Genomic DNA, 20,415 nt, shown 5'->3' on the forward strand with positions numbered 1-20,415 from the left:
GACCCAAGGAGGGGCGAGCCGAAAAAATAAAACCCGCTCCCCGAAGGAAGCGGGCGGGGTCGAGCTTAAGCCTGAGTGGCGTACTTGGCCAGACGTGGGTCCGATTTCAGTACGGCCAGGGTGTTGGTATGCACGTCTTCAGCGGTCACGTCAGCCTTGCTGAAGATCTGCTGGAAGTGCTCGTGAGTGACTGCAGCGAAGTGCGCACGGTCTTCCGGCGCCACACCCAGTACCACGGCATAGGTGGTCAGCGCTTCGCCGTTACCTTTTGCCATGTCTTCGGACAGCTCGTTCATCATGCCATTCATGGCAAACCAGGATTTGCCGCCATAGGTCAGCGACGCGTTGGTCGAGCAACCGTTGGTGCCGGAAGTCATACCGAACGTGGCGTTACCGGAAGTGCCGTTGGTGGTGGATGCCAGGAAGTGAGCCGGGGTGCCACGCTGACCTTCGAACAGCATGTTGCCCCAACCGCAATCCGGGCCGCCTGGAGCTTGCGCCATTGCGTTGATGGATACAGCGGTGAAGAGAGTACCGAGAAGAATCCGTTTCATAGCTTTTATCTCTTTATGTGCATACCAATGGACAGGGTTCTGACACCTGACGGTGCCAGTGGGCCAGTATTAGTTCCAGCCGCGCAGTTTGGAGTTTAGGCACGTTCCCGGGGTTCCGTGAGTTTTTATAAAAGATTTGGCGATAACCCTGATTTCAAGGGGGGCAGGGCAGGGGCGGGCGGTTGTCTATGCTTTGTCACATGGCGCGCCTTGCCAGTGGGGCACGGGCAGCGCCAGAATGCCGCTATCTGCCCCGCCTGATTGTTAAGGAAGCCCGATGCCTGATCCTGTTGCTGCCAGCCTGCGTATAGCGCCCGAAGCGCTGACCCGTCCGTTTTCCGCTGAACAGTTCAGCTTCACTACCACCAATGATCTGGAGCCCTTTCGCGGTGTGCTTGGCCAGGAACGTGCGGTCGAAGCCTTGCAGTTCGGTGTGGCCATGCCACGCCCCGGTTACAACGTATTCGTCATGGGCGAGCCCGGCACCGGTCGCTTCTCGTTCGTCAAACGCTACCTGAAAGCCGAAGGCAAGCGCCTGCAGACCCCGGCGGACTGGGTCTACGTCAATAATTTCGATGAGCCACGCGAGCCACGCGTCCTGGAGTTGCCATCGGGCACGGCAGGCGCGTTTATCGGCGACATCAACGGTCTGATCGACAACCTGCTGGCCACTTTCCCGGCGGTGTTCGAACACCCGTCCTACCAGCAAAAGAAAAGCGCCATCGACCGCGCCTTCAACCAGCGCTATGACAAGGCCCTGGACATCATCGAGCGTCTGGCGCTGGAAAAAGACGTCGCCCTGTACCGCGACAGCAGCAACATCGCCTTCACGCCGATGCTCGACGGCAAGGCCCTGGATGAAGCCGAGTTCTCGCAGTTGCCGGAAGCCGATCGCGAACGTTTTCACGAGGACATTTCCGGCCTCGAAGAGCGCCTGAACGAAGAACTCGCCAGCCTGCCGCAGTGGAAGCGTGAGTCGAACAACCAACTGCGTTCGCTCAACGAAGAAACCATCACCCTGGCCTTGCAGCCGCTGCTGGCGCCGTTGTCGGAAAAGTACGCGGAAAACGCCGCTGTCTGCGGTTATCTGCAAGCCATGCAGGTGTACCTGCTGAAAACCGTGGTCGAGCAACTGGTCGACGACAGCAAGACTGACGCCGTCGCGCGCAAGCTGCTGGAAGAACAATACGCGCCGAGTCTGGTGGTCGGTCATCCGGTCAGCGGGGGGGCGCCGGTTGTCTTCGAGCCGCATCCCACTTACGAAAACCTGTTCGGCCGCATCGAATACACCACCGATCAGGGTGCGCTCTACACCACTTACCGCCAGCTGCGTCCGGGTGCCTTGCACCGCGCCAACGGTGGTTTCCTGATTCTTGAAGCCGAAAAAATGCTCAGCGAGCCGTTTGTATGGGATGCGCTCAAGCGCGCTCTGCAATCACGCAAGCTGAAAATGGAATCGCCGCTGGGCGAGATGGGCCGCTTCGCCACGGTGACCCTCAACCCGCAGCACATTCCGTTGCAGGTCAAAGTCATCATCATCGGTGCGCGGTCGCTGTATTACACGCTGCAAGACCTCGATCCGGACTTCCAGGAAATGTTCCGCGTCCTGGTCGATTTCGACGAAGACATCCCGATGGTCGACGAAAGCCTGGAGCAGTTCGCCCAGTTGCTGAAAACCCGCACGTCGGAAGAAGGCATGGCGCCGCTGACCGCCGATGCGGTGGCGCGTCTGGCGACTTACAGCGCACGTCTGGCCGAACACCAAGGGCGCTTGTCGGCGCGCATTGGCGATCTGTTCCAACTGGTCAGCGAAGCGGATTTCATCCGTCACCTGGCCGGCGACGAGATGACCGATGCCGGGCACATCGAACGCGCCCTGAAAGCCAAGGCCACTCGCACCGGACGGGTGTCGGCGCGGATTCTCGACGATATGCTCGCCGGCATCATCCTGATCGACACCGACGGCGCGGCGGTCGGCAAGTGCAACGGGCTGACCGTACTGGAAGTCGGCGACTCGGCGTTCGGTGTGCCGGCGCGGATTTCCGCCACGGTGTACCCGGGCGGCAGCGGTATTGTCGACATCGAGCGTGAGGTCAACCTCGGCCAGCCGATTCACTCCAAAGGCGTGATGATCCTCACCGGCTATCTGGGCAGCCGGTATGCCCAGGAGTTCCCGCTGGCGATTTCCGCGAGCATCGCGCTGGAGCAATCCTACGGTTACGTCGATGGCGACAGTGCGTCGCTGGGCGAGGCGTGTACGCTGATTTCGGCGCTGTCGAAGACGCCGCTCAAGCAGTGCTTCGCGATCACGGGTTCGATCAACCAGTTCGGCGAAGTGCAGGCGGTGGGCGGGGTCAACGAAAAAATCGAAGGCTTCTTCCGTCTTTGCGAAGCACGCGGGTTGACCGGCGAGCAGGGCGCGATCATTCCGCAGGCCAACGTGGCGACGCTGATGTTGGATGAGAAAGTGCTGGCGGCGGTGCGCGCCGGGCAGTTCCACGTTTACGCGGTGCGTCAGGCCGACGAGGCGTTGAGCCTTTTGGTCGGCGAGCCGGCCGGTGAACCGGATGCAGACGGTCAGTTCCCTGAAGGCAGCGTCAACGCACGGGTGGTTGAGCGTCTGCGGGTGATTGCCGAGATGATCAGCGAAGAAGATCTGAAGGAAGCCGAGAAGGAACTGGTGCAGGAGGCGTTGGCCGAAGCCAAACCGGCGTAAGCCTTAACCCAGTTAAAAACCGGGCTGGAAATTGTGGGAGGGGGCTTGCTCCCGAAGGCGGTGTATCAGTTAACGAATCTGTTGCCTGACGCACCGCCTTCGGGAGCAAGCCCCCTCCCACCGTGTTTTTGTATAAATTCATCGGAGTTCGCCACAACTCTGACGTCAATATTCACACAATGACCATTCGGCGCCTTCTGGTTCCATAAAGTTTGCGCGGCGAACTTTTCTTCTATTCTCAGCTCAAGGATATCGACAGTATCACTGGATCGAGCCAGTCCTCCCGTGAGGGCTGAATACCGGCTTCACCGAGGGTCGCCGCCATGTCGCGCAACCTCTGCCTCACCCGTCAATGCCTGGGTCTTGTGACCCGTATCGAATGCGCCATCAAGCCGTTGGCCGGCGATACCGGCATGTGGACGCTGCTCTTCGCTGCCGGCATGGCCGGCGAACAACCTTCCGCAATCAAAGCCCAAGGCCCGTTTCACGGCCCGGTCGCTGCCGAGTCGATCCTCGATACCATCGTCGAAAGTCTGACCCTGCACGGCTATGAACTGGCCGACGATCCGCAAATCTGGAGCCTGCACCTGCAGGCTCAGCTTCGGCAGATCAACGGCGGGCGGGGGCGCAGCCTCAACAGTTAGGGCGCAGCGTCAGGCGTTTGCGTCTTGTCGAGTTTGACCTCAAAACCATATTGCACGGTGGCGAGGTCGGTTCGCTGATAGGTTTCTACGTGAGTCGGGCGGCCGTAAAAGTAATGCACGCCAAACAGCGCCGGGCCCTCTGGGCTCGCATCGTGGCTGACCGAGAGGATCTGCTTCAGGTACTTACCGCTATCGTCCTTGACGAAGAACCGCCATTCGTTGGCGGGGAATAGCTTCAGGTCTACTACCAGCGTGTTGTTTTTGATCTCCAGGCCTTTGGGCAAAGCCTTGGCTTGGTAGGTTTTCTTGTCGACCGTTGCCAGAAACAACGGCATCGAACCGACGGCAATTGCCGGGTTTTCCGGGAACAGATTCAAATCGTAGGTGATCGTCGCTCGCAGCGGATCGACTTGATACGCCTCGGGCGGCAGTTCGATCGGTTCATCAAGTTTGCCACTGCGCTTTTCGGTGAAGAACGTCACCGGGCTGACGCCGGGGTTGAAGTCATCGCCGAGCAATTCATCATTGAAGGTGCGGCGGTGAGAGAACTCGATTCGCGCAGCGCTAGGGTCTTCCACGGATTGATGAATTCGGATCCCCGCTTTCAACTGGTCTTCGGTCAGGCTCGCGCCTTTGAGCCAGTTCACGGCCATATCGTCGTACACCACCACCACCGGCAGATCCAGCGGCTGGATGGATTTTTCTGTGGTGTGCTGGTTGAAGGCGCGAATCGGCAGATCCAGGTTCTTGCGCGTTACGGTTGCCGAGGAAAAATCCAGCACACTGACTTCCAGCGTCTCGATCGGGCCGTTGAAGTAAACCTTGTTGTAGCGCTTGGGGTGTTGCTGTTCGAAGGCTTGCTGATCGTCACTGAGCTGTTTTTCCAGAGGCTCGCTCCAGGTTTTCAGCTGCTGCAACTGCTTCAGTTGTTTTTCGTAGAACGCCACCTGTTCCGGGCTCTCGTTGATCGAGCCGGCGCGCACCAGGTATTGCCCGGTGGTGTCGCGGGCCTGGACGATCAATGGGTTGAGCTGAGCGTCGGCGACTTCCGGCGCCAGCGGCAGGCTGTTGCTGAATTCGACTTCGGCGTAGTTCTTCGCCAGTTTCAGCAGTTTGACGCTGAGGTTGTCATTGGTCCGGGTCTGGCCGACGTCTTTCTGCGTCAGGTCGAAACTGTAGAGTCGGCGCGGTGCGATGACTTCGACCTGGCCTTGCAGGCTCACCGGTTGCGGCTGGGTTTTCTTGTCCACATCCAGACCGTCGATAAACGGGTAGGTCACGGTCAGGTCATCGGGGTTGGTGACGTTGGAACTGGACGGGCTCAACTGAATGCCGGGATCGGTTTCCGACCACTCCGGCTGATAAGCGATGACGCGTTTGTTGCTCAGGGTCACCGATTGCCATTCCACGCGATGGGGGAACAGGAAGCCGCCGGGAATATTCAGGTGGAAGGGGAATACCGGTTGCAGATCAGTGAGGTAATCGGAGCTGGCGTCCTTGTGCAGCACGAAAAGGCCGTTGATGAATGTTTCGACCAGTGCCTGCGGGGTAGGGTAGTGCTTGAGTACGCCAAGCGCGTCTTCACCGTATTCGGTTCTTGCCGGATTGTTCTCGAGTTTCTGCTGTGCGCGTTCCAGCAGCAGCAGCGATCCGCCGAGCTCGGTGATGGCATCCTTGAGCTTCGGGTCGGTGATGGCGTCCAGTGACTGTTCGAACTTTGTGGTCTTTTCTTCAAGGCTGGCAGCGTGCTTGTCGTCGCCGGGCGAGCAGCCGCCGAGTAACAGGGCAAAGCCAATTGCGGCAATCGTTATCGGCAATCGCAGATCCATTTCCACTCGTCCTGTCCACTGTCGCTGGGCTGTCAATGGTTTGGACACTAGCAGAAAAACTTTGAGACACACACGCAGGTGGCGGATTTCCGGGCGGTTTCTGGCTGTCACAGGTCGCTGGTATACTCGCCACCCATTACAACCCCCTTGTGTGAGATTCAATGGAACGCTTTATCGAAAATGCAATGTACGCCTCGCGCTGGCTGCTGGCGCCGATCTACATCGGATTGTCTCTCGGGCTGCTGGCGTTGGCGCTGAAATTTTTCCAGGAAGTTTTCCACATCCTGCCCAGCGTATTCTCGATGGCCGAGTCGGAGCTGATTCTGGTGCTGCTGTCGCTGATCGACATGGCGCTGGTGGGTGGCTTGCTGGTGATGGTGATGATTTCCGGCTACGAGAACTTCGTTTCCGAACTGAACATCGACGAAGGCAAGGAAAAGCTCAGTTGGCTGGGCACCATGGACTCTTCGTCGCTGAAGATGAAAGTGGCGGCCTCGATCGTGGCGATCTCCTCGATCCACTTGCTGCGGATCTTCATGGACGCCAAGAACGTCGATCCCGAGCACCTGATGTGGTACGTGATCATCCACATGACGTTCGTGGTCTCGGCATTCGCCATGGGTTACCTGGACAAAGTCACCAAGCACTGATCAACGTTTAAGCTGAAAAACACCGCCCGTCTGTTGCGAAACAGACGGGCGGTGTCGTTTGTGGCTTGTGCTTTGTGGCGTGCGGGCATATGCCTGTAGAGGTCTTGGCTCGCCATTGCGTGAGGTGTGTTCATGAACCTGCAAGAGTTGAATGCCTTTGCTATCGCCAGAAAGGTCGATGAGCTGAACCTGATCTCCATGGAGGGCGGGATTTATCTGCTCGAAGCACGTATGCATGGCGCGGCGTATCCTTTGAGTGATCTCAAGGGCAACATGCTGACGCTGCGCTCGGTTGAGCATGCGCGGGATTTGCTGCATGCCTTTCCGGTATTGCCCTTCAACCTCGTACACACCTCGGTACATGATGAAATGTGTGGCTTGGGCCCCAGTGGCGAGGAAAGCCTGAAAGTGCCGCTGGCCTGGCGTTCTGCCCTGTAGGCGTTGCGCGCCATCGCCGGAACATCTGTGCTAGTCTGCTCGCCCTTTTGGTTCCGGGCGCGCCGGGACGCGCTGTGCACGCACGGCAAGTCTTTTGGCCGTCCGCACAGCGGAGCAGTGTCATGTCCGAAGTAAATCTGTCCACCGACGAAACCCGCGTCAGCTACGGCATTGGCCGTCAGTTGGGTGACCAGCTGCGCGACAACCCACCACCGGGCGTTAGCCTGGACGCGATCCTGGCCGGTCTGACCGACGCTTTTGCAGGCCAGCCAAGCCGTGTGGGTCAGGAAGAAATGTCCGCCAGCTTCAAGGTGATCCGCGAGATCATGCAAGCCGAAGCGGCCGCAAAAGCTGAAGCCGCTGCCGGCGAAGGCCTGGCATTCCTGGCTGAAAACGCCAAAAAAGAAGGCATCACCACGCTGGCTTCCGGTCTGCAATTCGAAGTGCTGACCCAAGGTGAAGGCGCCAAGCCATCCCGTGAAGACACCGTGCGCACTCACTACCACGGCATGCTGATCGACGGCACTGTGTTCGACAGTTCCTACGATCGTGGCCAGCCTGCAGAATTCCCGGTTGGCGGCGTGATCGCCGGTTGGACCGAAGCCCTGCAATTGATGAATGCCGGCAGCAAATGGCGTCTGTACGTGCCAAGCGAACTGGCTTACGGCGCTCAAGGCGTTGGCAGCATCCCGCCGCACAGCGTTCTGGTATTCGACGTCGAGCTGCTCGACGTTCTGTAAGACCTCATTGTTGGAGCGGGCTCGCTCGCGAAAGCGGTGTGTCATTCAACGATGATGTTGAATGTTATGGCCTCTTCGCGAGCAAGCCCGCTCCCACAGGGCTCGCTCCGACATGTTGCATTTTCATAGTTCGATCTTATGGTGCAGTTCATGCGAAGGGCGCAAGGCCCGGGCATAGCAGAACAGAAACAGATTGCGCACCAGCTCCTTGAGCACCAGCGGCTCGCTGGAATTAAGGCTGCTGACATCCAGATCCCCTTGATCCTGCAACTCATGTAGCGCTTCTTCTTCCAGCACTGCGCAGACTTCCCCGGTTTCCCGATGCAGGATTCTCAGATAAGGGTGTGGGCGATCCAGCCAGGCGTCGATCAAATAAGTCATGGTTCTCATCTCCTTGAAGGGTTTCAATGAGAATAATTCTTATTCATCAAATAGCAAGCGCCTATTGGCAGATTGCGAATTTTTCCGGGTAAAGATTGCGTAAGGTCAAAACGGCTGGCGTTTGGCTATTGCGTGGTTTTTCTGGGGGAAAGCGAGGAGGGTGCAGCTCCATCCCACGGCTGGCGCGGGATGGATGACAACTGGCTCAGACTTTTCTGACGAACTCGGATTTGAGCTTCATCGGGCCGATGCCGTCGATCTTGCAGTCGATATCGTGGTCGCCATCGCACAAGCGGATGTTCTTGACCTTGGTGCCGACCTTGACCACCAGCGAGGTGCCCTTGACCTTCAGGTCCTTGATCACGGTGATGGTGTCGCCGTCTTGCAAGACGTTACCCACCGAATCTTTCTTCACTGCATCATCAGAGGCCACTTCGGCTTCGCCATTGGCAGACCACTCGTGGGCGCACTCCGGGCAGATCAGTTGGGCACCGTCTTCGTAGGTGTATTCGGAATTGCATTTCGGGCAGGGTGGCAACGTGCTCACTAAGGCTCCTTGGGGTGTGGATCGCTAAAAGTCGCACATTGTATAGGGTTTTACGCGAAGGAGGGCATAGCGCAGAAACAACTGTGGGAGCGACGGTGCGACGATTCGACTTGCTCGCGAAGGCGTCAGTTCAGTCAACATTGAAGTCGACTGACTAATCGCATTCGCGAGCAAGCCCGCTCCCACAAAGGGCAGAATCAGTGCGTACGGGCGACCGCAAACTCGCTCAGTTCAACCAGTGCATCGCGGTATTCGCTGGCCGGCAGCGCATCGAGGCACTTGATTGCACGGGCCACATAATCACGGGCCAGTTGCGCGGTGTACTCCAGCGAACCGGAGGCTTCAACGGCGACGCGGATGCTTTCCAGGTCTTCGATCCCGCCTTTCTGGATCGCTTGACGCACCAATGCAGCCTGCTCAGGCGTGCCTTCGCGCATGGTGTAGATCAGCGGCAGGGTCGGCTTGCCTTCGGCCAGATCGTCACCGACGTTCTTGCCCAGGGTTTGCGCGTCGCCCTTGTAGTCGAGCAGGTCGTCGACCAGTTGGAACGCCACGCCCAGGTGATCGCCGAAGGTACGCAGGGCTTCGCTCTGCTCGGCGGTGGCGCCGGCCAGTGCAGCAGCGCTGTGGGTTGAGGCTTCAAACAGCATCGCGGTCTTGCCGCGGATGACTTCCATGTAGGTTTCTTCGGTGGTGCTGGCGTCGCGCACCTTGGACAGCTGCAACACTTCGCCTTCGGCGATGATGCGCGTGGCCTGGGACAGGATCTTCATCACGGGCATCGAGCCCAGTTCGACCATCATTTCGAACGAGCGCGAGTACAGGAAGTCGCCGACCAGCACGCTCGGAGCGTTGCCCCACATGGCGTTGGCGGTCGAGCGGCCACGGCGCATGCCGGACATGTCGACCACGTCGTCATGCAGCAGAGTGGCGGTGTGCAGGAATTCGATGGTGGCGGCCAGCAGGCGCATATCGTCGCCTTCGCGACCCAAGGCCTTGCCACACAGCAACACTAATAAAGGACGCAGACGTTTGCCGCCGGCCGACGTGATGTAGTCGCCGATTTTCGATACCAGCGGTACTCGGGAAGTCAGCTGCTTCTTGATGATGCCGTCGACGGCGCTAAAATCGTCCGCCACCGCGCGGTAGAAAGCTTGGGGTTGCATCAGCGAGAGTCGCTCCAGAAGGGTTGCGCGGCATGCTAGGACCCCCGTCCAGACCTGTCAAGGCGCGATAGACGGCTACTTGCAAGCCTGTCGCGCCTTGCGTACAATCGCGCACCCTGAACTTCCTGGGCAGCACCTGCCTTACGCAATTGCAAGCGGGCCTTCCAGCCTCATGCAGCCATGCCAGCCAATACCTCTTCTTATAAAGAGCTGGGTGAGCAGGATTATCGGAGAAATACCATGTCTTATGCAGTAATCGTTACTGGCGGCAAGCAGTACAAAGTCGCCCCAGGTGAATACCTGAAGATCGAAAAACTGGAAGTCGCTACCGGCGAATCCGTTACCTTTGATCGCGTTCTGTTGGTTGCCAATGGCGACGACGTAAACATCGGCGCTCCAGTTGTTGCTGGCGCTACTGTTGTGGCTGAAGTGATCTCCCAAGGTCGTCACGATAAAGTCCGCATCATCAAGTTCCGTCGTCGTAAGCACCACATGAAGCGTATGGGCCACCGCCAGTGGTACACCGAGATCAAAATCACCGGTATTCAGGCTTAATTTCAGCCTAATTCCTCACTAGGAGAATTGAACTCATGGCACACAAAAAAGCTGGTGGTAGTACCCGTAACGGTCGCGACTCAGAAGCCAAACGCCTTGGCGTCAAGATGTATGGCGGCCAGAAAATCATTCCGGGCAACATCATCGTGCGTCAGCGCGGCACCCAATTCCACGCCGGTTACGGTGTTGGCATGGGTAAAGATCACACCCTCTTCGCGAAAATCGAAGGCGTGATCAAGTTTGAAGTAAAAGGCGCGTTCAACCGCCGTTACGTGAGCGTTGTCGCAGCTTAATTGCGCAATCGCTGGAAGAGCCCTGTCTTGCGACGGGGCTTTTTCGTTTGTGGGGTGAGTCTCTTGCAAAGCTGTTTGTATGGGCTGTCGGCGTGCGAAGCAGGTCGTGTTTTGGGGTCGCTGCGCTCATTTTTGCAAGAGTCTTATGTCTTGATTGTTTTTCGGCTCGTCCGTACGGCGAGAGGCGTTGGTTATGAAGTTTGTTGATGAAGTATCGATTCGCGTAAAGGCTGGTGACGGTGGCAATGGTGCCATGAGTTTCCGTCGGGAAAAGTTCATCGAAAACGGTGGTCCTAACGGTGGTGATGGCGGTGATGGCGGTTCCATCTACATGATGGCCGACGAAAACCTCAACACCCTGGTGGACTACCGTTACACCCGGCACTTCGATGCCGAGCGTGGCTCCAACGGCGGCAGCACCGACTGCACCGGCAAAAAAGGTGAAGATCTGATCCTGCGCGTACCGGTCGGTACCACGGTGATCGACTCCGCCACCCAGGAAGTCATCGGCGACCTGACCAAGGCTGGTCAGAAGCTCATGGTGGTGCAGGGCGGTTGGCACGGTCTGGGCAACACCCGTTTCAAATCCAGTACCAACCGTGCGCCGCGTCAGACTACGCCGGGCAAGCCGGGCGAGCAGCGCGACCTGAAACTGGAAATGAAAGTGCTGGCTGACGTCGGTCTGCTGGGTTTGCCGAACGCCGGTAAAAGTACCTTTATCCGCTCGGTTTCGGCGGCCAAGCCGAAGGTTGCCGACTACCCGTTCACCACGTTGGTGCCGAACCTGGGGGTGGTCAGTGTCGATCGCTGGAAGAGCTTCGTCGTTGCCGACATTCCGGGCTTGATCGAAGGTGCTTCCGACGGTGCTGGTCTGGGTATTCGTTTCCTCAAGCACTTGGCGCGTACGCGTCTGTTGCTGCACCTCGTCGATATGGCGCCGCTGGATGACTCCAGTGCTCCGGATGCGGCTGAGGTGATCGTCAACGAGCTGATCAAGTTCAGCCCGTCTCTGGCTGAGCGTGATCGCTGGCTGGTGCTGAACAAGTGCGACCAGATCCTTGAAGAAGAGCACGATGAGCGCGTCAAGGAAATCGTTGATCGCCTGGAATGGACGGGTCCGGTCTACGTGATCTCGGCCATCGCCAAGATCGGTACCGAGCGTCTGTGCCACGACATCATGCGTTATATGGAAGATCGTGCCGATCGCCTGGCCAATGACCCGGCTTACAAGGAAGAGCTGGCCGATCTCGATCAGCGCATCGAAGACGAAGCTCGCGCGCAATTGCAGGCGCTGGACGATAAGCGTGCCCTGCGTCGCAGCGGCGTGAAGTCGGTCCATGACATCGGCGACGATGACTGGGATGAAGAAGATGTGGATGACGAAGATGGTCCGGAAATCATTTACGTGCGTGACTGATTCGTTGTGTAGGAGCTGCCGCAGGCTGCGATCTTTTGATCTTCAGAAGATCGCTGGTGTGTGCTGAGCCTTCCTCGGGGTGGTGTTATCATCGCCGCAAGCCGTTTTTTCTAAGGCGCCGCTCAATCGAGCGGCGTTTTAGTATCTGGAAATCGCAAGTCACAAATAACGTCACGGGCAGCGCTGGGTCGCGCTGTCCTCAAGCTAAGGTTGAAGATGATGCGGAGCAAGGTGACAGGTGCGCAGCGTTGGGTCGTGAAGATCGGCAGCGCTTTGCTGACAGCTGATGGCAAGGGGCTGGATCGTGCGGCAATGAGTGTCTGGGTCGAGCAGATGGTGGCCCTGCATGAGGCTGGTGTCGAGTTGGTGCTGGTGTCCTCCGGGGCGGTGGCGGCCGGGATGAGTCGTTTGGGTTGGACCGCACGACCCAGTGCGATGCACGAACTCCAGGCGGCCGCTGCGATCGGTCAGATGGGCTTGGTGCAGGCTTGGGAGTCGAGCTTTGCCGAGCATGGCCGGCACACGGCGCAGATTCTTCTGACTCACGACGACCTGTCCGATCGCAAGCGCTACCTGAACGCCCGCAGCACCTTGCGTGCGCTGGTCGAGCTGAAAGTCATCCCGGTCATCAATGAAAACGACACCGTGGTCACTGACGAAATCCGTTTTGGTGACAACGATACGCTGGCGGCGCTGGTGGCCAATCTGGTCGAAGCTGATTTGCTGGTGATCCTCACTGATCGCGACGGCATGTTCGACGCTGATCCGCGCAACAATCCTGAAGCGCAGATGATCTACGAGGCGCGCGCCGATGATCCGAGTCTGGATGCGGTGGCGGGCGGCACGGGTGGTGCGCTGGGTCGCGGCGGCATGCAGACCAAGTTGCGCGCTGCGCGGCTGGCGGCGCGCTCTGGTGCGCACACCGTCATCGTTGGTGGTCGGCTTGAGCGTGTGCTCGATCGTCTGAGGGCGGGTGAGCGCATCGGCACCTTGCTGTCGCCTGAGCGCGGCATGCTGGCGGCGCGCAAGCAGTGGCTGGCCGGGCATCTGCAAACCCGCGGCACCTTGGTGCTGGATGATGGTGCGGTGTCGGCTTTGTCGCAGGGCAACAAGAGCCTGTTGCCGGTTGGCGTCAAACTGGTGCAGGGCAGCTTCCGTCGCGGGGAAATGGTGGTTTGCGTGGCGCCGGACGGTCGAGAGATCGCCCGTGGCCTGGCCAACTACAGTGCCCTGGAAGCACAAAAAATCATCGGTCAGTCGTCGGATGCGATTGTCGGTTTGCTGGGTTACATGGCTGAGCCGGAGCTGGTTCACCGTGACAATCTGATTCTGGTTTGAGGAAAGCTCGATGCGTGTAGCAAAAGGATTGTTGGGTCTGCTGATGGCGATGCCATTGCTGGCTTCGGCCGAAGAAATCGGTCAGGTGTCGACGGTGTTCAAGTTTGTCGGGCCGAACGACCGGATTGTGGTCGAGGCTTTTGATGATCCCAAGGTAGAGGGTGTGACCTGCTACCTGTCGCGCGCCAAGACCGGCGGCGTGAAAGGTGGTCTGGGTCTGGCCGAGGATCGTGCAGAGGCCTCCATCGCTTGTCGTCAGGTTGGCCCGATCAAGTTCAGGGGTGAGTTGAAGGATGGCGATGAGGTGTTCAAGGAGCGCACGTCGCTGGTATTCAAGACCATGCAGGTGGTGCGCTTCCTCGACAAGAAGCGCAATACGCTGGTGTACCTGGTCTACAGCGATCGCCTGATCGAGGGTAGCCCGCAGAATGCGGTAACCGCAATCCCGATCCTGCCGTGGGTGCCGGTCCAGCAATAACACCGCAAAACAAACTGTGGGAGCGGGCTTGCTCGCGAAGAGGTCGTGTCAGTCGATAGAGCTATCAACTGGCAGATCGCATTCGTGAGCGGGCTCGCTCCCACATTTTTTTGCGCTGGATTTGCTAAATCGCAGGCAATAAAAAACCGACCCTGAGGTCGGTTTTTTAATGACTACGTCGCTTAGGCAGCTTCTTTCAGTGCCTTGACGTGGCCATTCAGGCGGCTCTTATGACGAGCAGCCTTGTTCTTGTGGATGATGCCTTTATCGGCCATGCGGTCGATAACTGGCACAGCCAGAACGTATGCAGCTTGAGCTTTTTCAGCGTCTTTTGCGTCGATGGCTTTAATTACATTCTTGATGTAGGTACGAACCATGGAACGCAGGCTGGCGTTGTGGCTGCGACGCTTCTCAGCCTGTTTTGCACGTTTTTTGGCGGAAGGTGAGTTGGCCACCGTCGAGCTCCTCGAAAGACTTTTTAGGAAATAGCAAACAAAATAGGCCGCGAATCATGCCGATGAAGAGTTCTCTTGTCAAGGGCACTTCAATCGTTCCGCTAAGTGGTAGGTATAAAGAGGCGGGATATTTATTTCCGGCGCTTGACCTGTAAACTCGCGAGCTTTGGCTCTGTGCTGTTGCGGCGCGGAGTATCGCACAAGTGGGCGCATTGTTCGCCTGCTGTTTATCGAAAGGCCCTGATTTCCTCAATGAATCTGCTCAAATCGTTGGCCGCCGTCAGCTCTATCACGATGCTTTCCCGGATTTTGGGGTTCGTTCGTGACACGCTCATTGCTCGCACATTTGGCGCCGGGATGGCGACGGACGCCTTCTTTATCGCCTTCAAACTGCCCAATCTGCTGCGGCGAATTTTCGCTGAGGGCGCGTTCTCTCAGGCATTTGTGCCGATTCTGGCCGAATATAAAAGTCAGCAGGGCGAGGAGGCGACTCGAACCTTTATCGCCTACGTATCGGGTTTGTTGACCCTGGTATTGGCCGTGGTAACGGCGCTGGGCATGATTGCCGCACCTTGGGTGATCTGGGCTACAGCCCCCGGTTTCACCGATACACCGGAAAAATTCCAGCTGACCTCCGATCTGTTGCGGGTGACCTTCCCCTATATATTGCTGATCTCCCTGTCATCGCTGGCCGGGGCGATCCTCAATACCTGGAACCGTTTCTCGGTGCCGGCGTTCGTGCCGACACTGCTCAACGTCAGCATGATCGTGTTTTCGTTGTTTTTGACGCCGTACTTCGATCCACCAGTCATGGCGCTTGGCTGGGCGGTGCTGGTCGGCGGTCTGGCGCAATTGCTCTATCAACTGCCACACCTGAAAAAGATCGGCATGCTGGTGCTGCCGCGCCTGAATTTGCGCGACACCGGCGTCTGGCGGGTGATGAAGCAGATGCTGCCGGCGATCCTCGGTGTCTCGGTGAGCCAGATTTCGCTGATCATCAACACCATCTTCGCCTCGTTTCTGGTTGCAGGCTCGGTGTCGTGGATGTACTACGCCGATCGCCTGATGGAGCTGCCGTCCGGCGTCCTCGGCGTGGCACTGGGCACAATCCTGTTGCCGACTCTGGCCAAAACCTATGCCAGCAAGGATCGCCACGAGTATTCGCGGATTCTCGACTGGGGCTTGCGCCTGTGCTTCGTGCTGGTGCTGCCGTGCTCATTGGCCTTGGGGATTCTCGCTGAGCCGTTGACTGTTTCGCTGTTCCAGTATGGTCAGTTCAGTGGCTTTGATGCCGAGATGACCCAGCGCGCATTGATTGCCTATTCTGTCGGTCTGCTCGGGATCATCGTGATCAAAGTGCTGGCGCCGGGCTTTTATGCGCAACAGAACATCCGTACGCCGGTGAAAATCGCAATCTTCACGCTGGTGGTGACTCAGTTGTTCAACCTGTTGCTGATCGGCCCGTTGGCCCATGCCGGTCTGGCGTTGGCGATCAGTGCCGGCGCTTGTCTGAACGCCGGGTTGCTGTTCTATCAACTGCGCAAACAGCAGATGTACCAGCCGCAACCAGGCTGGGCCAAGTTCGGCTTCAAGCTGGTTGTGGCCGTGGCGGTGATGTCGGTGGTGTTGTTGGTCGGCATGCATTTCATGCCGGCTTGGGATCAGGGGCACATGCTTGAGCGCTTCCTGCGTCTGGGCGCTTTGGTGGCAGCGGGCGTGGTGGCGTATTTCGGTATGTTGCTGCTGCTCGGTTTCCGTCTGCGCGACTTCAATCGCAAGGCCTTGAGCTGAGGTTTTACCCTTTATAATCGGGCACGGGCCGGCAGTTTTGTCGGCTTGATCACTTTGCGTTACGGTGTTGCCTGTCGTCTGTCGCCGGGTGTGGTTATAATCGGCCACTTTATGAGCAAGAAGCGCGTTATGCAGCTGGTTCGAGGCCTCCACAACTTGCGCCCCCAGCATCGGGGCTGCGTCGCCACTATTGGCAACTTTGACGGTGTTCACCGTGGTCACCAGGCTATCCTGGCCCGGCTGCGTGAGCGTGCGCTCGAGTTGGGCGTACCCAGCTGCGTGGTGATTTTCGAGCCGCAGCCACGGGAATTCTTTGCCCCCGAGACCGCGCCGGCACGTTTGGCGCGGTTGCGCGACAAACTGCAACTGCTGGCGGCCGAAGGCGTTGACCGGGTCTTGTGCCTGGCCTTCAACCAGCGTCTGAGCAAGCTCAGCGCCAGTGAGTTCGTCGATACCATTCTGGTAGACGGTCTCGGCGTGCAGCATCTTGAGGTCGGTGACGATTTCCGCTTCGGTTGCGACCGCCTCGGCGATTTCGATTTCCTGCTGCAGGCCGGGCAGGTTCACGGTTTTAGCGTCGAAGCTGCACAAACCGTCGAGCTGGATGGCATTCGTGTCAGCAGCACGCAAGTGCGCAACGCGTTGGCCGCCGCCGATTTTGCCTTGGCCGAACGCCTGCTGGGCCGCCCTTACCGCATTGCCGGTCGCGTGCTGCATGGCCAGAAACTGGCCCGGCAACTGGGTACGCCCACTGCCAATATTCAACTCAAGCGTCGTCGCGTGCCGTTCACCGGGGTTTATCTGGTGGATGTGGACATCGACGGCAAGACCTGGCCCGGCGTCGCCAATATCGGCGTACGGCCCACGGTGCAAGGTGATGGCAAGGCCCACCTTGAAGTCCATCTTCTCGATTTTGCCGGCGATCTGTATGACCGGCGTTTGACGGTGGTTTTCCACCAAAAGCTGCGTGAAGAACAGCGATTCGCCTCCCTGGAGGCGCTGAAAACGGCGATCAATGCGGATGTCGCCACCGCCCGTGCACTAGCCGCACCTAGCGCCCATCGCTAATGAAGAGCCTTAAATGACCGACTATAAAGCCACGCTAAACCTTCCGGACACCGCCTTCCCAATGAAGGCCGGCCTGCCACAGCGCGAACCGCAGATCCTGCAGCGCTGGGACAGTATTGGCCTGTACGGAAAGTTGCGCGAGATTGGCAAGGATCGTCCGAAGTTCGTTCTGCACGACGGCCCTCCGTATGCCAACGGCACGATCCACATCGGTCACGCACTGAACAAGATTCTCAAGGACATGATCATCCGCTCGAAAACCCTTTCGGGTTTCGACGCGCCGTACGTTCCGGGTTGGGATTGCCACGGCCTGCCGATCGAGCACAAGGTTGAGGTGACCCACGGCAAGAACCTGGGCGCGGACAAGACCCGCGAACTGTGCCGTGCCTACGCCACCGAGCAGATCGAAGGGCAGAAGAGCGAGTTCATCCGTCTCGGCGTGCTGGGCGACTTCGCCAACCCGTACAAGACCATGAACTTTACCAACGAGGCCGGTGAAATCCGCGCCCTCGCCGAAATCGTCAAGGGCGGTTTCGTGTTCAAGGGCCTCAAGCCAGTGAACTGGTGCTTCGACTGCGGTTCGGCGCTGGCCGAAGCCGAAGTCGAGTACGAAAACAAGAAGTCGTCGACCATCGACGTGGCATTCCCGATCGCTGATGAAGCCAGACTGGCTGCCGCGTTCGGCTTGCCGTCGCTGGGCAAACCTGCCTCGATCGTGATCTGGACCACCACCCCGTGGACCATCCCGGCCAACCAGGCGCTGAACGTTCACCCGGAATTCAACTACGCGCTGGTTGATGTCGGCGACAAGTTGCTGGTGCTGGCTGAAGAGCTGGTCGAAGCCTGCCTGGCTCGTTACAACCTGGAAGGCTCGGTCATCGCGACCACGACCGGTAAAGAGCTGGAACTGATCAACTTCCGTCACCCGTTCTACGACCGTCTGTCGCCGGTGTATCTGGCTGACTATGTCGAGCTGGGCGCTGGCACCGGTGTGGTTCACTCCGCTCCGGCCTACGGCGTGGACGACTTCGTGACCTGCAAGAAGTACGGCATGGTCAACGACGACATCCTCAATCCGGTGCAGAGCAACGGCGTTTACGTGCCGTCGCTGGAATTCTTTGGCGGTCAGTTCATCTGGAAGGCCAACCCGGCCATCGTCGAGAAACTGACCGAAGTCGGTGCGCTGCTGCACACCACTATCATCGAACACAGCTACATGCACTGCTGGCGCCACAAGACCCCGCTGATCTACCGCGCCACCGCGCAGTGGTTCATCGGCATGGACAAAGAGCCAACCAGCGGCGACACCCTGCGTGTGCGCTCGCTCAAAGCCATCGAAGAGACCAAGTTCGTTCCGGCCTGGGGCCAGGCGCGCCTGCACTCGATGATCGCCAACCGTCCGGACTGGTGCATCTCGCGTCAGCGCAACTGGGGCGTGCCGATCCCGTTCTTCCTGAACAAGGAAAGCGGCGAGCTGCACCCACGCACCGTCGAGCTGATGGAAGAAGTCGCCAAGCGCGTTGAAGTCGAAGGCATCGAGGCCTGGTTCAAGCTCGACGCCGCCGAACTGCTGGGCGATGAAGCGCCGCTGTACGACAAGATCAGCGACACCCTCGACGTCTGGTTCGACTCGGGCACCACGCACTGGCACGTCCTGCGCGGTTCGCACCCGATGGGCCACGAGACCGGCCCGCGTGCCGACCTGTACCTGGAAGGTTCCGACCAGCACCGCGGCTGGTTCCACTCGTCCTTGCTGACTGGTTGTGCCATCGACAACCACGCGCCATACCGCGAGCTGCTGACTCACGGCTTCACCGTCGACGAGGCTGGCCGCAAGATGTCCAAATCGCTGGGCAACGTGATCGCGCCGCAAAAAGTCAACGACACCCTGGGCGCCGACATCATGCGTCTGTGGGTGGCGTCGACCGACTACTCCGGTGAAATCGCTGTTTCCGAGCAGATCCTGCAACGTAGCGCGGACGCCTATCGTCGTATCCGTAACACCGCACGCTTCCTGCTTTCCAACCTGACCGGGTTCAACCCGGCCACCGACCTGCTGCCGGCCGAAGAAATGCTCGCGCTGGATCGTTGGGCGGTGGATCGCACCTTGCTGCTGCAACGCGAGCTGCAAGAGCACTACGGCGAATACCGTTTCTGGAACGTCTACTCGAAGATCCACAACTTCTGCGTGCAGGAGCTGGGCGGTTTTTACCTCGACATCATCAAGGACCGTCAGTACACCACCGGTGCCAACAGCAAGGCCCGCCGTTCGGCGCAAACCGCGCTGTTCCACATCTCCGAAGCGCTGGTGCGCTGGATCGCGCCGATCCTCGCCTTCACCGCCGACGAACTGTGGCAATACCTGCCGGGCGAGCGTAACGAATCGGTCATGCTCAACACCTGGTACGAAGGTTTGACCGAACTGCCTGACAACGTCGAACTGGGCCGCGAATACTGGGAACGCGTCATGGCGGTCAAGGTAGCGGTCAACAAAGAAATGGAAATCCAGCGCGCGGCCAAAGCCGTCGGTGGCAACCTGCAAGCCGAAGTGACGCTGTACGCCGAAGATGCCCTGAGCGCCGATTTGGCCAAGCTCAGTAACGAACTGCGCTTCGTCCTGATCACTTCGACCGCCAGTGTTGCGCCGTTCGTGCAGGCTCCGGCCGACGCGGTAGCGACCGAGGTCAGCGGCTTGAAGCTGAAGATCGTCAAATCGGCCTTCCCGAAGTGCGCCCGTTGCTGGCACTGCCGCGAAGACGTCGGCGTGAACCCGGAGCATCCGGAAATCTGCGGTCGTTGCGTCGACAACATCAGCGGCGCTGGCGAGGTTCGTCACTATGCTTAATACCGTTAGCCGTTTCGGACGGTTGAGCTGGCTCTGGTTGAGTTTGCTGGTTCTGGTCATCGACCAGGCCAGCAAGTTCTACTTCGAAGACAAGCTTGAAATGTTCCAGCAGATCGTGATCATTCCCGATTACTTCAGCTGGACGCTGGCCTACAACACCGGCGCTGCCTTCAGCTTCCTGGCTGATAGCTCCGGCTGGCAGCGCTGGCTGTTCGCCCTGATCGCCATCGTGGTCAGTGCGGTGCTGGTGGTCTGGCTCAAGCGTCTGGGCCGCAACGAAACCTGGCTGGCCGTTGCTCTGGCGCTGGTGCTGGGCGGTGCGCTGGGCAATCTGTATGACCGCATTGCCCTGGGCCATGTGATCGACTTCATTCTGGTGCACTGGCAGAACCGCTGGTACTTCCCGGCGTTCAACTTCGCCGACAGCGCCATCACCGTTGGTGCGGTGATGCTGGCACTGGACATGTTCAAATCCAAGAAAACCGAAGAGGCCGTTCATGACTGAACAGG

At 58.7% G+C, this 20,415-nt stretch carries 20 protein-coding genes; 14 read left to right on the plus strand and 6 right to left on the minus strand.

Going from position 1 to position 20,415, the window contains the following annotated elements; genetic code table 11:
- Positions 1-65 precede the first annotated feature (65 nt).
- Entirely contained in the window at positions 66-554 is a 489-nt protein-coding gene (locus tag ATI02_RS20315; protein ID WP_007909797.1) for a DUF3015 domain-containing protein, read from the minus strand.
- Between the two features lie 277 nt (positions 555-831).
- On the opposite strand from ATI02_RS20315, the gene ATI02_RS20320 reads away from it, so the two are divergent.
- Together ATI02_RS20320 and ATI02_RS20325 are read left to right on the plus strand one after the other, a co-directional pair.
- Entirely contained in the window at positions 832-3,270 is a 2,439-nt protein-coding gene (locus tag ATI02_RS20320) for a Lon protease family protein (protein WP_100847168.1), read from the plus strand.
- Positions 3,271-3,593: 323 nt separating this feature from the next.
- Positions 3,594-3,914, plus strand: coding sequence for a PA4575 family protein (locus ATI02_RS20325; protein WP_095189336.1), 321 nt, complete (start codon positions 3,594-3,596; stop codon positions 3,912-3,914).
- Here the strand turns inward: ATI02_RS20325 and ATI02_RS20330 are convergent.
- A complete protein-coding gene (locus ATI02_RS20330) occupies positions 3,911-5,743 on the minus strand; it encodes a hypothetical protein (RefSeq protein ID WP_100847169.1) in 1,833 nt (610 codons plus the stop codon). The two genes, ATI02_RS20325 and ATI02_RS20330, sit on opposite strands and share 4 nt — an antisense overlap.
- Positions 5,744-5,904: 161 nt before the next feature.
- Here ATI02_RS20330 and ATI02_RS20335 point away from each other — a divergent pair, with 161 nt between their 5' ends.
- The 3 genes from ATI02_RS20335 (at position 5,905) to bamJ (ending at position 7,571) form a co-directional block, all read left to right on the plus strand.
- On the plus strand, positions 5,905-6,393 hold the full coding sequence (locus tag ATI02_RS20335) for a TIGR00645 family protein (protein WP_095189334.1): 489 nt from the start codon (positions 5,905-5,907) through the stop codon (positions 6,391-6,393).
- A gap of 132 nt (positions 6,394-6,525) precedes the next feature.
- Positions 6,526-6,831: a DUF6482 family protein gene (locus ATI02_RS20340; RefSeq protein WP_095121727.1), complete on the plus strand. Its 306-nt coding sequence runs from the start codon at positions 6,526-6,528 to the stop codon at positions 6,829-6,831.
- Between the two features lie 122 nt (positions 6,832-6,953).
- On the plus strand, positions 6,954-7,571 hold the full coding sequence (gene bamJ, locus ATI02_RS20345) for a BamJ family beta-barrel-assembly machinery protein (RefSeq protein WP_095189333.1): 618 nt from the start codon (positions 6,954-6,956) through the stop codon (positions 7,569-7,571).
- A gap of 123 nt (positions 7,572-7,694) precedes the next feature.
- Here the strand turns inward: bamJ and ATI02_RS20355 are convergent, their stop codons facing one another.
- The 3 genes from ATI02_RS20355 to ATI02_RS20365 all read right to left on the minus strand — a co-directional run bounded on the left by ATI02_RS20355 (position 7,695) and on the right by ATI02_RS20365 (position 9,665).
- Positions 7,695-7,952, minus strand: coding sequence for a PA4570 family protein (locus tag ATI02_RS20355; protein ID WP_064118734.1), 258 nt, complete (start codon positions 7,950-7,952; stop codon positions 7,695-7,697).
- A gap of 205 nt (positions 7,953-8,157) precedes the next feature.
- The gene (locus tag ATI02_RS20360) at positions 8,158-8,499 is read right to left on the minus strand and encodes a zinc ribbon domain-containing protein YjdM (RefSeq protein ID WP_003228364.1); all 342 of its coding nucleotides are present in this window, start codon (positions 8,497-8,499) and stop codon (positions 8,158-8,160) included.
- A 197-nt stretch (positions 8,500-8,696) separates the two neighbouring features.
- The gene (locus ATI02_RS20365; protein ID WP_095189332.1) at positions 8,697-9,665 is read right to left on the minus strand and encodes a polyprenyl synthetase family protein; all 969 of its coding nucleotides are present in this window, start codon (positions 9,663-9,665) and stop codon (positions 8,697-8,699) included.
- 240 nt (positions 9,666-9,905) lie between these two features.
- Between ATI02_RS20365 and rplU the strand changes: the two genes are divergently transcribed.
- The 5 genes from rplU (at position 9,906) to ATI02_RS20390 (ending at position 13,746) form a co-directional block, all read left to right on the plus strand.
- Positions 9,906-10,220, plus strand: coding sequence for a 50S ribosomal protein L21 (gene rplU / locus ATI02_RS20370; protein WP_007950961.1), 315 nt, complete (start codon positions 9,906-9,908; stop codon positions 10,218-10,220).
- Between the two features lie 35 nt (positions 10,221-10,255).
- Positions 10,256-10,513, plus strand: coding sequence for a 50S ribosomal protein L27 (rpmA, locus tag ATI02_RS20375; protein WP_003176049.1), 258 nt, complete (start codon positions 10,256-10,258; stop codon positions 10,511-10,513).
- A gap of 193 nt (positions 10,514-10,706) precedes the next feature.
- Positions 10,707-11,930, plus strand: coding sequence for an Obg family GTPase CgtA (gene cgtA, locus ATI02_RS20380; protein WP_095189331.1), 1,224 nt, complete (start codon positions 10,707-10,709; stop codon positions 11,928-11,930).
- Positions 11,931-12,149: 219 nt separating this feature from the next.
- Complete coding sequence (proB, locus tag ATI02_RS20385) at positions 12,150-13,268, plus strand: glutamate 5-kinase (protein ID WP_100847171.1); 1,119 nt, start codon at positions 12,150-12,152, stop codon at positions 13,266-13,268.
- 10 nt (positions 13,269-13,278) lie between these two features.
- Positions 13,279-13,746 carry a CreA family protein gene (locus ATI02_RS20390; protein WP_095189329.1) on the plus strand — a complete coding sequence of 156 codons (468 nt, stop codon included), beginning with the start codon at positions 13,279-13,281 and terminating at the stop codon, positions 13,744-13,746.
- Positions 13,747-13,928: 182 nt separating this feature from the next.
- On the opposite strand, the gene rpsT is transcribed toward ATI02_RS20390, so the two are convergent.
- Positions 13,929-14,201: a 30S ribosomal protein S20 gene (gene rpsT / locus ATI02_RS20395; protein ID WP_095189328.1), complete on the minus strand. Its 273-nt coding sequence runs from the start codon at positions 14,199-14,201 to the stop codon at positions 13,929-13,931.
- Between the two features lie 252 nt (positions 14,202-14,453).
- Here rpsT and murJ point away from each other — a divergent pair, with 252 nt between their 5' ends.
- The 4 genes from murJ (at position 14,454) to lspA (ending at position 20,410) form a co-directional block, all read left to right on the plus strand.
- The gene (gene murJ, locus ATI02_RS20405; RefSeq protein ID WP_095189327.1) at positions 14,454-15,992 is read left to right on the plus strand and encodes a murein biosynthesis integral membrane protein MurJ; all 1,539 of its coding nucleotides are present in this window, start codon (positions 14,454-14,456) and stop codon (positions 15,990-15,992) included.
- Positions 15,993-16,121: 129 nt separating this feature from the next.
- Positions 16,122-17,060, plus strand: a complete 939-nt coding sequence (gene ribF, locus ATI02_RS20410; RefSeq protein WP_167394884.1) for a bifunctional riboflavin kinase/FAD synthetase — start codon at positions 16,122-16,124, stop codon at positions 17,058-17,060.
- A gap of 13 nt (positions 17,061-17,073) precedes the next feature.
- Positions 17,074-19,905 (plus strand): isoleucine--tRNA ligase, encoded by a 2,832-nt coding sequence (gene ileS / locus ATI02_RS20415; protein ID WP_100847173.1) that lies wholly within the window; start codon positions 17,074-17,076, stop codon positions 19,903-19,905.
- The gene (gene lspA, locus ATI02_RS20420; protein ID WP_100847174.1) at positions 19,898-20,410 is read left to right on the plus strand and encodes a signal peptidase II; all 513 of its coding nucleotides are present in this window, start codon (positions 19,898-19,900) and stop codon (positions 20,408-20,410) included. The genes ileS and lspA overlap by 8 nt, the downstream gene beginning before the upstream one ends.
- The last annotated feature ends 5 nt before the right edge of the window (positions 20,411-20,415 follow it).

The organism is Pseudomonas baetica (assembly GCF_002813455.1).
GTDB lineage: Bacteria > Pseudomonadota > Gammaproteobacteria > Pseudomonadales > Pseudomonadaceae > Aquipseudomonas > Aquipseudomonas baetica.